The 13,399-nt window shown below is 48.1% G+C and carries 7 protein-coding genes and 1 pseudogene; 7 read left to right on the top strand and 1 reads right to left on the bottom strand.

What is annotated here, in order from left to right:
- The first annotated feature begins 1 nt into the window (after position 1).
- From DBT_RS04090 to fdhF, 7 genes and pseudogenes are all read left to right on the top strand, one after another.
- Complete coding sequence (locus DBT_RS04090; protein ID WP_067616741.1) at positions 2 to 670, top strand: methylenetetrahydrofolate reductase C-terminal domain-containing protein; 669 nt, start codon at positions 2 to 4, stop codon at positions 668 to 670.
- Positions 667 to 3,795 (top strand): acetyl-CoA decarbonylase/synthase complex subunit delta, encoded by a 3,129-nt coding sequence (locus DBT_RS12450; protein ID WP_067616739.1) that lies wholly within the window; start codon positions 667 to 669, stop codon positions 3,793 to 3,795. The genes DBT_RS04090 and DBT_RS12450 overlap by 4 nt, the downstream gene beginning before the upstream one ends.
- 29 nt (positions 3,796 to 3,824) lie before the next feature.
- Complete coding sequence (acsB, locus tag DBT_RS04080; RefSeq protein ID WP_067616737.1) at positions 3,825 to 6,032, top strand: acetyl-CoA decarbonylase/synthase complex subunit alpha/beta; 2,208 nt, start codon at positions 3,825 to 3,827, stop codon at positions 6,030 to 6,032.
- Between the two features lie 45 nt (positions 6,033 to 6,077).
- On the top strand, positions 6,078 to 7,427 hold the full coding sequence (acsC, locus tag DBT_RS04075) for an acetyl-CoA decarbonylase/synthase complex subunit gamma (RefSeq protein WP_067616735.1): 1,350 nt from the start codon (positions 6,078 to 6,080) through the stop codon (positions 7,425 to 7,427).
- A 40-nt stretch (positions 7,428 to 7,467) separates the two neighbouring features.
- On the top strand, positions 7,468 to 8,358 hold the full coding sequence (locus DBT_RS04070) for a dihydropteroate synthase (RefSeq protein ID WP_067616733.1): 891 nt from the start codon (positions 7,468 to 7,470) through the stop codon (positions 8,356 to 8,358).
- A 318-nt stretch (positions 8,359 to 8,676) separates the two neighbouring features.
- A pseudogene (locus tag DBT_RS12445) lies at positions 8,677 to 10,134 on the top strand (FAD-dependent oxidoreductase); the annotation flags it as partial.
- A gap of 30 nt (positions 10,135 to 10,164) precedes the next feature.
- Positions 10,165 to 12,789 carry a formate dehydrogenase subunit alpha gene (gene fdhF / locus DBT_RS12440; RefSeq protein WP_341843843.1) on the top strand — a complete coding sequence of 875 codons (2,625 nt, stop codon included), beginning with the start codon at positions 10,165 to 10,167 and terminating at the stop codon, positions 12,787 to 12,789.
- 164 nt (positions 12,790 to 12,953) lie between these two features.
- Here the strand turns inward: fdhF and DBT_RS12170 are convergent.
- On the bottom strand, positions 12,954 to 13,399 hold a 446-nt coding region (locus DBT_RS12170; RefSeq protein ID WP_161939901.1), incomplete at its 5' end, for a hypothetical protein.

The following is a 13,399-nucleotide window of genomic DNA, read 5'->3' as shown; positions in this document are numbered from 1 at the left end:
TATGATTATTGCTTCACAAAAACCCCTACAAGAGATCCTAGATATGCTCGAAGGGGCAAAGAAGGTGTTGGTCCTTGGCTGCAGGGGGTGCGTTGCAGTGTGTTCGGCAGGTGGCGATAAGGAGGTCAAGACCCTTGCCTCTGCCATAAGGCTTGGGAAGAAGCGCAGAGGTGAAGAGATTGAGGTGGTGGAGGAGACATTCGTGCGGCAGTGTGATCCAGAGTACCTGGAGCCCCTTAAGGAGACCGGTAAAGGCTATGACTGCGTGCTGTCAATGGCCTGTGGAGTCGGTGTCAATTTTATAGCAGACAGGTGCCCGGGAGTAAAAGTTAAACCAGCACTAGACACCAGTTTTTATGGGGCCAACCTTTCTAGTGGAGAATGGAAGGAAATGTGTGCAGGGTGTGGGTCATGTGTGCTTCATCTAACTGGCGGCCTGTGCCCTGTAGCAAGGTGTGCAAAGAGCCTGTCTAATGGCCCATGCGGTGGTTCTCAGGGAGGATTGTGTGAGATAGATCCTAATGTGAACTGTGTGTGGCATATGATCTATGAAAAACTCAAGGGATTTGGCGAAGATTCATCGCTCGAAGAAATCATGCCCATAAGGGATTGGACAACAGCGGGTCATGGGGGCCCACGCCACAGAATTAGGGAGGATTTATTGCCGTGATAGCTGGAAGCAATTTAGAGACAGTCTTAAAAAGCGGGCAGTTTGCAGTCACAGGAGAGCTTGGTCCCCCAAAGAGTGGGAACAGAGAAGTAGTTAGAAAAAAGGCAAAGATCCTAAAGGGCTTTGTTGACGCTGTAAACATAACCGATTGTCAGACTGCAATAGTGAGGATGTCGAGCTTGACTGCTGGGCTCATTGCCTTATCCGAGGGAGTTGAGCCTGTGATGCAGATGACCTGTCGAGACAGAAACAGGATTGGAATGCAGGCCGACATCCTTGGCGCACACGCCCTTGGGATTAGAAACCTTCTGTGTCTTACAGGAGACCATCAAAAGTTTGGTAATCATCCCCAGTCCAAAGGGGTCTTTGACATGGACTCCATCCAGCTCCTTCAAATGGTAAAGGCAATGCGTGATGAAAAGCGCTTCCAGTGCGGTGAGGAGATAAAGGGTGGAGAACCAAGGCTCTTTCTCGGAGCTGCTGCAAATCCCTTTGCAGATCCCTTTGAGTATAGGCCAATCAGGCTGAAGAAGAAGGTCGATGCTGGGGCAAACTTTGTCCAGACCCAGATAATCTATAATGTGGATAAATTTAAGGAGTTTATGAAGCGGGTCGAGGACCTGGGACTCACTGAACGCGTCTATATATTAGCTGGTGTGACCCCACCCAAGTCACTTGGAATGGCAAGGTATATGAAGAATTTCGTCCCAGGCCTTGAGGTCACAGATGACGTGATAAAACGCCTCAAAGATGCCAAAGACGTTCGTGAAGAGGGAATTGAGATAGCAGTGGACATCATCAACCAGGTAAAAGAGATACCTGGTGTGGCAGGTGTGCACGTAATGGCAATTGAATGGGAAGAGGCAGTGCCTGAGATCGTAAAACGGTCAGGACTATTGCCCAGGCCAGAGGCCAGACTAGAGCCAGTGCTAATGGGCATGGATGCAATTGACGAGGCAGTTCGTAAGGCGAGAGAAGAGGCAGAGGCACGCCTTTTGGAAAAGGTCGACCAATATAAGAAAGAAGCAGAGGCCTCAAGAGAACTTGTTGCAAAGGAGAAGGAAAGGGGAGCCAAAGAGATCTTGGAGCTTCGCTCCCAGATAGATGAGAAGGAAAGGATCCTTCAGGAAAAGGAGAAAAAGATTCAAGAACTTCTCTCAGCACTTAAAGAAGAGAAGGCAAGACTCGAAAAGGCCCATGAAATGGGTGCAAGGACCATCCAAATCGAAGAGGGTGACCAAACTATTGGATTGGAGGAAGATATTGTGTCTAAGAAGCAACTTGATTACGCCCTTCGTTCTATGGAGCTTGGGCTCGAGGCACTTAAGAAGGTACTTGGCCTGGAAGATGAGGCCTATGAAGCACTGAAGAGATTTATTGAGGCAGAGTTTGTATTAAAGGGTGAGGGTGTGACTGAGGTAGTGCAGGCAAAAGTACCTCCTGCCGCAACACCACAGCCCGAGGTCAGTGCTCCAGAGGTAATTGAGGAAAAAGTAGAGGAAAAGGCAGTAGAGGAAAGGGTAGAGGAAGAACCCAAACGCGACAAAGAGGTGGTTAACCTCGTAGCCAAGGCCAATGTCCTCTTACACCAGGGTAAGGCCAATGAGGCTGTAGAAGCCTTTAAAAAGGCCTTATCAATCGATCCTGACGATGAAAAGGCCAAGGCCGGCCTTAAAGAGGCAGAAGAGGCCTTGAAAAAGGCCGAATCAGTTGCCCCGGCCTCAACAGAGGGACTTCCACCATGTCCTGAAGGACTTACCCAGGAAGAATGGCAGAGAAAGTATGTGATTCGCCTTGTGGCCACGGGTAACTGCGCCCTCTATGAAAAGGCCCAGGATGAGGCAATTAAATATTTCGAAGAGGCCTTGAAGCTGGATCCAGACAATGAGAAGGCGAAAAAAGGCCTAGAAGCAGCCCAAAAGGGTGAGTTTCCAAGCTATGAGGCACCAAGGGATGAAGCATGTGCTCCTGAAGAAAAGGTAGAAGAGCAGGCCAAAGAAGAAGAGAAGCCTGCAGACGTGGAGGTTGTAGAAGAAGTCAAGCCGACCGCAGAGGAACCAAAGGTTGAGGAGAAAAAGGAGACTCAGCCAGAGAAAAAGGCAGAGCCTCCCAAGGCAACTGCACTAGATGTCTCTGGAGAGTTTACCTTTAAAGCAGAGACCACAAGCCTCAAAGATAGGATTGGAGATATTCCAGAGGATCTTTTCCTCGAAAAGTCCACTGGCGCTATTAAAGAGGTGGTTCTTGGAGACGGCGACAAGGCGCTTACAGTGGGAGGAGCAAGCGCTCTGCCATTTCACCTCTTTGAGGGCGACATGCCATATGCGCCTAGGATTGCATTTGATGTGTTGGACTCCCCACCAGAGGAGATGCCAGAGCCACTCAAGAAATACTACGGAGACTGCCTTGATGATCCAGTAAAGTGGGCACAAAAGTGTGTCTCTGAATATAACGCTCAGGCCATCTGTCTAAGCTTGGTGAGTACAGATCCTAATGGAATGGACAGACCAAGCAGTGAAGCAGCCAAGGTGGCAAAAGAGGTTATCGATGCAGTGGACTGTCCCGTGATCCTCTGGGGTTGTGGAAATGCAGAGAAGGACACAGAGACACTTCGCGAAGTAACCGCCCTAGTAGGCGACAAAAAGGTGTGTATAGGCCCTCTTACTGACGCAAACTACCGTAACCTCGGCGCCACGGCCATGGCCTTTGGTCTGCCAGTAGTGGCATCTACTCCCATAGACGTGAACCTGGCAAAGCAGTTGAATATCCTCCTAGAGAACCTTGGTATTGGCCTTGATCACATCCTCATGGACCCCTCCATAGGTGCAGTGGGTTACGGGCTCGAATATACCTACTCTGTTATGGAGAGGATCAGGCTCGCAGCGTTAATGCAGCAGGATGAAAAGCTCCAAGCGCCCTTTATTTGTAATGTTGGGCGTGAGGTGTGGAAGGCAAAAGAAGTGAAGTTACCATCTGATGAGTTCCTAGGAGATCAAGAGGTCCGCTCAATATTGCTAGAGGCGATAACTGCTTCCTCCCTCCTTTTGGCAGGGGGTGAGCTCATGATTATGCGCCATCCAAGAGCTGTTGCCCTTACAGAGGCAATGATAAAGGGACTTATGTAATTAAAATAAAAGAGAGGTGAGATAGACCTATGTCTAAGATAATCTGTTCAGCAGCAATAAGGGGAGCACATAAGATTGTGGACATGGCCGAGGAAAAGTACGAGGAGGCCCTGAAAAAGTATGGGCCTGAGCAAGAAGTCTCGTTTCCTAATACTGCTTATTTCCTCCCAATTATATATAGTATGCTTGGGGCCAAGGTCCAAAAGCTCGGGGATATGAAGGAGATCTTTCAGGAGTGTAGAAAGCTCCTTCCTCCACCGGTAAGTGACTCAATGTGGCTTCCATACCTTGCCCCAGCCCTTGATGCTGGAATGGCTACCCTCTTTGCAGAGGAGATGTATGAAGCAATCCGCTATATTGATGAGCCCAATTTTTATACCAAGACAGAGGATCCTCCATCTGATGACCAGATCTGGCTCGGCGCAGCAGACGATATCATCTTCAGAAAGCGCGGCGTAGAGTTCGTGGATGGAACTGCACCAGGATTTGCGGCGATTTTGGGTACCCCTCCAGATCCAGAGATGGCTGCAAAGATTGCCCTCGAACTCCAGGAAAAGAATCTCTACATATTTATGCATGATCAGACAGATGGGGTCAGCATGCCTGACCAGTTGAAAAAGCAAAACGTCCAGATGGGATGGTCTACACGTCTTGTCCCCTTTGGACCAACCTATACTTCAGCCGTTTTTGCCCTTGGCTTTGCATGTAGGGTCGCCCTTGCCTTTGGAGGCATAAAACCAGGCGACTATAAGGGTAATCTTATCTATAACAAAGACAGGACATTTGCATTTGTAATGGCCTTTGGCCCTGTATCCGATGAGTGGTATGCAAATGCTGCAGGTGCCATAAACTGGGGCTTCCCCACCATATCTGATTGGGACATTCCTGAGATACTCCCAACTGGTATCTGTACATATGAGCACGTTGTGAGCAAGGTCCCACATGAGGAGATCGTTCAGAAGGCCATTGAGGTGAGGGGACTCAAGGTAACAGTGAGCAAAGTGGATGTACCTGTTGCCTATGGTCCTGCCTTCGAGGGTGAGAGAGTTAGAAAGGACGATCTATATCTGGAATGTGGTGGAGGAAGGACCATCGGTGTAGAACTCCTCATTTCTAGAGAGATGGACGAGGTACAGGACGGCCTGGTGACAGTGGAAGGGCCTGAGATGACAGACGTCGAGCCAGGCGCAAAGCTTCCATTTGCAATATTGGTAGAGGTGGCAGGACGTCAGATGCAATCCGACTTTGAGCCAATCCTTGAACGCCAGTTCCATCACCTGATTAACTATGCCCAGGGAATAATGCACATAGGGCAAAGGAACATCATGTGGCTGAGGGTTGGAAAGAGTGCCATAGAAAAGGGATTCAAGTTCGAGCACATAGGAAAGATCCTCCATGCAAAGTTACATCAAGATTTTGGTGCAATACTAGACAAGGTCCAGGTAAAGATTTTTACAGAGGAAGAGAAGGTCAAGGAGATCCTAGAGCTTGCAAAACAGGTGTATGCAGCAAGGGACGAGCGTCTTGGCTCTATGACAGACGAGTCTGAGGACGTATTCTATTCTTGTACGCTCTGCCAGTCCTTTGCGCCAACACACGTCTGTGTCATTACTCCAGAGAGAGTGGGTATGTGTGGCGCATACAACTGGCTCGATGGAAAGGCCTCCTATGAGATAAATCCAACCGGTCCAAACCAGCCTATTCAAAAGGGTGAATGTATTGATGAAAACCTTGGTCAGTGGACTGGAGTGAATGAATTCGTAAAACAGGCATCCCGTGGAAAGGTGGAAAGGGTAAGCGCCTACAGTCTCATGGTGGATCCCATGACAGCTTGTGGATGCTTTGAGTGTATTGCTACCATGCTTCCAATGTGCAATGGTATCATGATCGTAAACAGAGATTACCTTGGCATGACCCCCAGTGGAATGAAGTTCTCCACTCTTGCAGGTATGGTTGGAGGTGGACAGGTTACACCCGGATTCCTAGGTGTCTCAAAGCACTACATTTGTAGTAGGAAATTCATGAAGGCTGAAGGTGGATTAAAGCGCGTTGTATGGATGCCAAAGATGCTAAAAGAGGAATTGAGAGACAGGCTCCAGCAGAGGGCAGAGGAAGAAGGTGTGCCAGATCTTCTGGACATGATTGCAGATGAAGAGGTGGGAACAACTGAGGATGAGGTCCTCAAGTTCCTACAGGAGAAGGGGCATCCAGCACTTAAGATGGATAGCGCTGTATAAGTTAATGGATTTTTATGAATATTAACGGGAAGAGAGGATAGTAATATGGCTCTTACTGGGATAGAGATCCTGAAGATGCTTCCAAAGAAGAACTGTGGCGAGTGCGATGTGCCAACATGCCTTGCATTTGCCATGAAGGTTGCAGCAGGCCAAGAGGACATTGGAAAGTGTCCTTATGTTTCAGATGAGGTTAAGGAAAAGGTGGGTGAGGCATCCGCCCCTCCTATAAGGACCATTACCATTGGTTCAGGAGACAATACCTTCAAATTTGGTGGTGAGACCTGCCTTTTCAGGCATGAGAAACGTTTTGAAAATCCAACAGGTTTTGCAGTCCTTGTGTCATCAGACATGAGTGACGAAGAGGTCAACGCAAAAATATCCAGTTTTAATAGCCTCAAGTATGAACGTGTTGGGCTGACTCTTAAGGCAGATCTCATAGCCATCAAGGATGCCGGAAACAAAGACGCCTTTATTGGACTCATTAAGAAAGTGAGGGAAGAAGCGTCGACAGCCCCACTTATCCTTATGAGTGAAGATCCAGGGGCATTGAAAGAAGGAGCAGAGATCCTTGGGGAACACAAGCCACTTCTGTATGCAGCCACCAAGGACAATCTCGAGCAAATGGCTGAGATCGCAAAAGAGACCGGCTGTCCACTTGCAGTAAAGGGTGAGACTATTGGAGAGACTGCAAAACTCTCAGAAACCCTTCAGGAAAAGGGCCTCAAGGACCTCGTTTTAGATACTGGGGCAAGGACACTCAAGGGAGCATTGGAAGACCAGGTAGTCATGAGGCGGGCAGCCATCAATCATAAGTATAAGCCCCTTGGATTCCCATCTATTACCTTGCCCTGCGAGATGGCAGATGATCCTCTGGTAGAGGCAATGATTACATCGGTACTCGTATGTAAGTACGCAGGCATAACAGTACTTTCTGATCTCAGAGGAGATACGCTATTTCCGCTCCTCCTTGAAAGGCTTAATATCTTCACTGACCCACAGAGGCCCATGGTGGTTCAAGAAGACATCTATCCAATAAATGGTCCAGATGAAAATTCTCCTGTCCTCATTACCTGTAACTTTTCTCTCACTTACTTCATTGTCTCAGGGGAGGTTGAAGGTAGCAAGGTGCCATCATGGCTCCTCATTAAAGATACTGAAGGGCTTTCAGTCTTGACTGCATGGGCAGCAGGAAAATTTAGTGCGGATCTCATCGGCTCCTTTGTCAAGAAGAGCGGGATTGAAGACAAGGTAAAACACAGAAACCTCATTATTCCAGGCTACCTCGCAGGCATGAAGGGTGAACTGGAAGACGAACTTCCAGGCTGGACTATTACAGTTGGTCCGAGGGAAGCAAGCCATTTACCCGCATTCTTGAGGGACTGGAAGGCCTCTTAATTATATGCAAGTTGGAACTTTACGAGGAGGAAAGAGCGTAATGTACGTCCAGTGTATAGCAGAGAGCATCAATATAATGGGTAAGCGGACAGGGGCCGCTATGAAGGAAAGGAACCCTGTCCCAATCGAGGTAATGGCCAACGAAGAGGTCAGGGACGGAGCGGACTTTTTGGACTTGAACATTGGTCCTGCAAGAAAAGACGGGACAGACCTCATGCCATGGATCGTTAAGGTGGTAGAAAACGTTACGGATTGCCCCCTTTCACTGGATACCACTAATGCAGATGCCCTCATAGCAGGGATCAAGGCAGCCAAAAACCCAGAGATACACCTCATGAATTCCATATCGCTGCAGCCCGAAAGAATGAAAAAGCTCATTCCAGTGGCTGCAGAGGCTGGCTGTTATGTAGTAGGCCTACTCTGGGGCGTTGATGGAATGCCAAGGGACGCCAATGAGCGTGCTGCCATGACTGTTGATCTGGTTATGGCAATGAACGAGGCAGGTATTCCTAATGAAAAGATATTAATCGACCCTATTGCTACTCCAATAACCCTTGGCTCAGATCAGGTGATGAGTGGGCTTGAGTTTATGGCAATGCTTCCGGAAATCGCTCCAGGAGCAAAATCTACAGTTGGCCTTTCAAATGTCTCAAACGGTGTCTCCCATGAAAAGAGGCCATATCTAAACCGTGCCTATCTCGCCATGCTTATGAAGTATGGTATCTGGTCTGCCATTGTCGATACTTATGATCAGGAGCTTGTGGAGCTCGCACACGGCCAGAGGCCGGAACTCGTAAAACTCGTCCATGATATCATGGACGGCAATGAACCAAATCCTGATGATCTTTCGCCAAAAGAGCTCGAATACTACAAGACAACTCGTGTACTCATGGGTAAGACAGTATTTTCCGAGTCATGGCTTGAACTCTAGTATAGTGATTTTTCTGTAACCTAAATCCTGCACGGCAAAAGGGAGCAAAAATGATTTATTTACGATTTTATAGAGTGTTAGCTAACATCTGGCTCTTCACTAAATTTATTTTTTGGGTGAATCCATATTTTGTGTTTTTGCCTCCTTTTGCCGCCCTTCGGGATTGGCGATTTTGCCCAATCTACTTTGTCGCTCGGGGCTCGAAGTACCTGAGTACGTCTTTGCCCCTCGCTCCTCGTATCTTGGGCAAACTCGCTAATTGCAGCATTTAGGGTGTAAATAGATACAGAAAAAAGTGACAAAAGGGGCGTAGACCACATGGTTACACTTACGATCGATAATTCTGAGATCAAGGCGACCAAAGGTAATACCATTCTGGAGGCAGCCAACAGTGCAGGGATCAAGATCCCGCACCTATGTAATATGCCAGGTGGGGTGGAACCGAAAAGGCCTTGCCTTCTTTGTATGGTTGAAGTCGAAGGCAAGGGCAGAGTCAGGGCCTGTAAAACAGAGGTTGAAGATGGAATGGTAATAGTGGCCCACTCCAAGGATTTGGACGCCTTTCGGAAGCAGAGACTGGAGACCCTTGCACAGACCCACTATGGAGATTGCAGGGCGCCATGCAATCTCACATGTCCTGGTGGAATTAATGTTCAGGGTTATGTGAATCTCGTGGCATCAGGGGAATACGAGGCAGCACTGAGGCTCATTAAGGAGAAGAATCCCCTGCCGCTCTCTGTGGGGAGGGTGTGCCCGAGATTTTGTGAGACTAGGTGTAGGCGTGTCCTGTTGGATGAGCCCATTAGCATAAATCACCTCAAGAGGTTCGTGGCAGATTACGTTCAGGCCAAAGGTGGTTTGAAAGAACGGCCAGGGGAATCCACAGGCAAACGTGCAGCCATTATTGGTGGTGGACCCGCTGGTCTTAGCTGCGCTTATTTTTTGAGAAAGCTCGGCCATGACGTAACCATCTTCGAGGCAGAAAAGGAACTCGGTGGGCTCCTGAGATACGGGATTCCAAACTACAAGCTCCCCACCAAGGTAGTGGAACAAGAGATACAGAATATCTTGGATCTGGGGGTGCATGTAAAGGTTGGAAGGCGATGGGGAGATGATTTTACCCTAAGTGACCTCAAAGATCAGGGTTTTGATTCTATATTTATTGCGGTTGGGCTCTCGAAGCAAAGATCACTTTCGATCAAGGGCGGAGAGTTTGCCGTAGATGGCCTTGAGCTCTTGAAAAAGATCAATCTCGGCAGGCAAATCTCTCTCGGTTCAAAGGTCCTCGTAATCGGTGGTGGAGATGTGGCAGTGGATGCCGCGCGTTCAGCAAGGCGTCTTGGTGTAAGGGATGTTACAGTGGTGTACGAGAGGAGCCGAGTGGAGATGCCGGCCCAGCAGCGCGATGTGGAAGAGGCAGAAAAGGAGGGGGTACAGCTCTTCCTCATGGCCACGCCTCTGTCTATTGAGCGCATGGACAATGGTAAGGTGAAGGTCATAATGGCCAGGACGGTCCTTGGAGAGCCAGATGAGAGGGGCAGACGTTTTCCTGTTCCCATGCCAGGCTCCAGGCTCGTGTGGGAAGGGGATGCAGTGATCTCAGCACTGGGTCAGGAGGGTGACGACACCATTTCCACCTTTGGTGACCTGGAAGCAAAATTGAAATTGAGCCCCAAAAAGACAATAAAGTCCAATCCCAGCACCATGGCTACGAATATCCCAGGGATTTTTGCCGGGGGTGACTGTGCAAGCGGGCCAAGGACTGTTATTCAGGCGGTTGCAGCAGGAAGGCGCGCTGCAGAGGCCATGCATGAGTACATGGTTGGGGAAAAGACAGGTATATCTGAGCCGAGATTTAATTTTACCAAGGGTAAGCGCTTTGAAGACGTCGATATGCACAACTATGATGGTTTTACAGTGAGCCTGGCCCAATCCATGCCTGAACGTCCGCCTGAAAGACGCATTGGTGACTTTTTTGAAATCGAACTTGGCCTTACAGAAGAGATGGCCAAAAAAGAGGCATCACGGTGTCTTGAATGCGGATGCCATGGGCTTGCCAAGTGTACGTATAGAGAACTTTGTGTGGATCACAAGGTCAATGCAGCCAAGTCTCCCAAGAGGCTCGAGTATAAAATTGATGATTCACATCCATTCATTGTCGTTGATCCAAATAAGTGCGTTGGGTGTTCAAGGTGTGAGAGGAGCTGTAAATACGATGCGCTTTATCTGAATTTTGATGAAGATGGCCAGTCAGGAAGGCTCCAGAATATAGAGATCAGATTCAAAGATAATTGCGTATCCTGTGGGGCATGTGTAGATGCCTGTCCTACTGGTGCCCTATCAAAGAAGGGCCTGAAGGTCCCACTTTGGCCAGAACAGATAAAGCCGGTCAAGAGCGTATGTACCTACTGTGGAACAGGATGCAGCGTAGATGTTGTTGCCAATCTCGGTGCTATCCTTGAAATTAAGGCCGATTACAATACACCACCAAATTACGGAGACCTCTGTGTAAAGGGACGATTTGGCTTTACTTTTTACAATCACGAAGATCGCCTCAAACGTCCACTCATTAGAGACAGTATAGACGAACCATTTAAAGAGGTCTCATGGGATCAGGCCCTGGATTACATAGCAAAGCGCTTTTCCGATATTATTCGAAATCACGGCAGTGACAGTATTGGTGTACTGGCATCTTCGCGGTGCACCAATGAGGAAAACTTTTTATTCCAAAAATTTGCCAGGGCGGTCCTAGGTACGAATAACGTAGACAATTGTGCGCGGGTCTGACACGCTCCTTCGGTCGCGGGTCTCGCGACCACACTTGGAAGCGGTGCTGCAACAACACCCTTTGCCCAAATACCTGAGACCGATTGTCTCCTGATATGCGGATCAAATACCACAGAGGCCCATCCCATAGTAGGTTTAAAGATAAAGGAGGCTGCCAAAAGAGGGGTTAAGCTCATTGTGATCGATCCGCGACGTACGGATGTGGCTGCGATTGCTGAGGCTCAATCTGAAGGGTTGTGGTTGAGGCTCAAACCTGGAACCAACATTCCTCTTTTAAACAGTATTCTCTATAGCATATTTGAACAGGGACTCGAGAATAGAGACTTTATTGCTGAAAGGGTAGAAGGGCTTGATCGAGTCATCGAGTTCATCAAGGACTATCCACCTGAACGTGTTTCGCAGATAACAGGCGTGCCCAAAGAGCAGATCGAACAGGCAGCAAGGATATATGCCCAATCTCCAAGATCGTTGATTTTATATGGTCTTGGGGTAGCGGAGCATAAAGGAGGCACCCATGGCGTCATGGCCCTTGCAAATCTTGTACTGGCAACTGGCCAGGTTGGAAGACCTGGCACTGGGATCAACCCACTTAGAGGCCAGAACAATGTCCAGGGCGCATGCGATATGGGGACCCTTCCATATAGTCTTCCTGGGTATCAGCACACCGATGATGTGGAGGCATTAAAACGTTTTGCCACGGCCTGGAACGTCTCAGAGCTTCCAACCACTCCAGGACTGTTGGAACCAGAGATGTATGAGATGGCTTTGCAGGGTAAGTTCAAGGCTCTCTATTGCATCGGATATGATCCTGCTCAGACTCAGGGAAATGTGGGTTTTATTCACAATGCATTGAGTTCTTTGGACTTTTTGGTCTATCAAGACCTGTTCCTCACGAAGACGGCGGAGTTCGCACACGTTGTGTTGCCTAGCGCCTGCTTCTACGAAAAGGATGGCACATTTACAAGTGGTGAGCGTAGAGTGAGAAGGATAAGAAAGGTGGTCGAGCCTCCAGGAGAAGCCCTGCCAGATTGGCAGATTGTATCAAAGCTTGCCACAGCTATGGGCTATCCAATGGAATACAGTCATCCCAGTGAGATTATGGAGGAGATAGCGAAACTCACACCTCCTTATGCAGGGATCTCCTATGAAGATATTGACGATAGCGGAAAGGTCTGGCCATGTCCGGAAAAGGGTCATCCAGGGACCCCGCTACTTCATCAAAAGTCGTTTCCAAAGGGCAAGGGACACCTCCAGATTGTGGATTTCATAATGCCTGAGGAGGATGCAGACCGTGATTATCCGCTGGTTCTAATCACTGGTAGAAGACTTGAGCACTATAACAATGGCTCAATGACCCGTAGGGCACGGGCCTTTGATAAGATTGCCCCATATGAGGAGGTGGAGATCCATCCTGATGATGCCATCCGCCTCAACGTAAAAGATGGGGCAATGGTTCGAGTCATCTCCAGGCGAGGAGAGGTGGCAGTTCGTGCCAAAGTTACGGATAAGAGCAGACCAGGCTCTGTATTTATGAGTTTTCACTACGAAGATGCCCTCACAAACCTCCTCACCAGTCCTGGTCTAGACGTTAAGACCTTGACTCCGGAGTACAAGGTGTGTGCTGTGAGGGTTGAGCCTGTTTAAAAGGAATGGTAAGCGTTCACTTGGTATCGCAAATGGATTGTTGTTTGGTGCGTGGATATAAGGGAGGACGATTTTGCACCTTCCATATGCGACCCTTTGTGAACGCTTACAAATTGGAAATTATGCATCCCAATATATTTGTAAAATGTTGTGCCCCGTATTAGTTACACCTCTGTATCAGAGGCCTTGCGGGGCACTTCCAGTTTTATGGCCTTGTCTTCTAATATTGTATTACAATTTAATTTCTTTGCCGAATCATGAAGTACATCGTAACATAAAATAAGAAAATCAGATTCTTTGAAATCTTCAAAGTCTGGAGCCCCGTCTTTTTTTATGAAATCAGGCCCTGTACGGTCGAATAATAGGATAATTTTGTCTTGATCCTCATCAGCTTCCACTAATTTAAAGATGTGAGAGGTATCCTCTGACTCCTTTAACATCGTTATCTGTATTGCAAAGACGGAGTCAATTAGATCCAGAAATAGTGGTAAATTGGTCATTACAAGATTTCTGCTTTCTTTTAAATGAATCTCTTTTTTTACATTGTGTTTGAAAAATAGATCTGAGATCCAAAATTTCAATTCGCTTTTTAAGACATCTTCAATGACTA

The sequence above is a fragment of the Dissulfuribacter thermophilus genome, assembly GCF_001687335.1.
GTDB lineage: Bacteria > Desulfobacterota > Dissulfuribacteria > Dissulfuribacterales > Dissulfuribacteraceae > Dissulfuribacter > Dissulfuribacter thermophilus.
This window is presented reverse-complemented; position numbering and strand designations above follow the sequence as displayed.

Coding starts and splice junctions, on each gene's coding strand:
- DBT_RS04090 (WP_067616741.1), top strand. CDS start 2: ATGATTATTGCTTCACAAAAACCCCTACAAGAGATCCTAGATATGCTC.
- acsB (WP_067616737.1), top strand. CDS start 3,825: ATGTCTAAGATAATCTGTTCAGCAGCAATAAGGGGAGCACATAAGATT.
- acsC (WP_067616735.1), top strand. CDS start 6,078: ATGGCTCTTACTGGGATAGAGATCCTGAAGATGCTTCCAAAGAAGAAC.
- DBT_RS04070 (WP_067616733.1), top strand. CDS start 7,468: ATGTACGTCCAGTGTATAGCAGAGAGCATCAATATAATGGGTAAGCGG.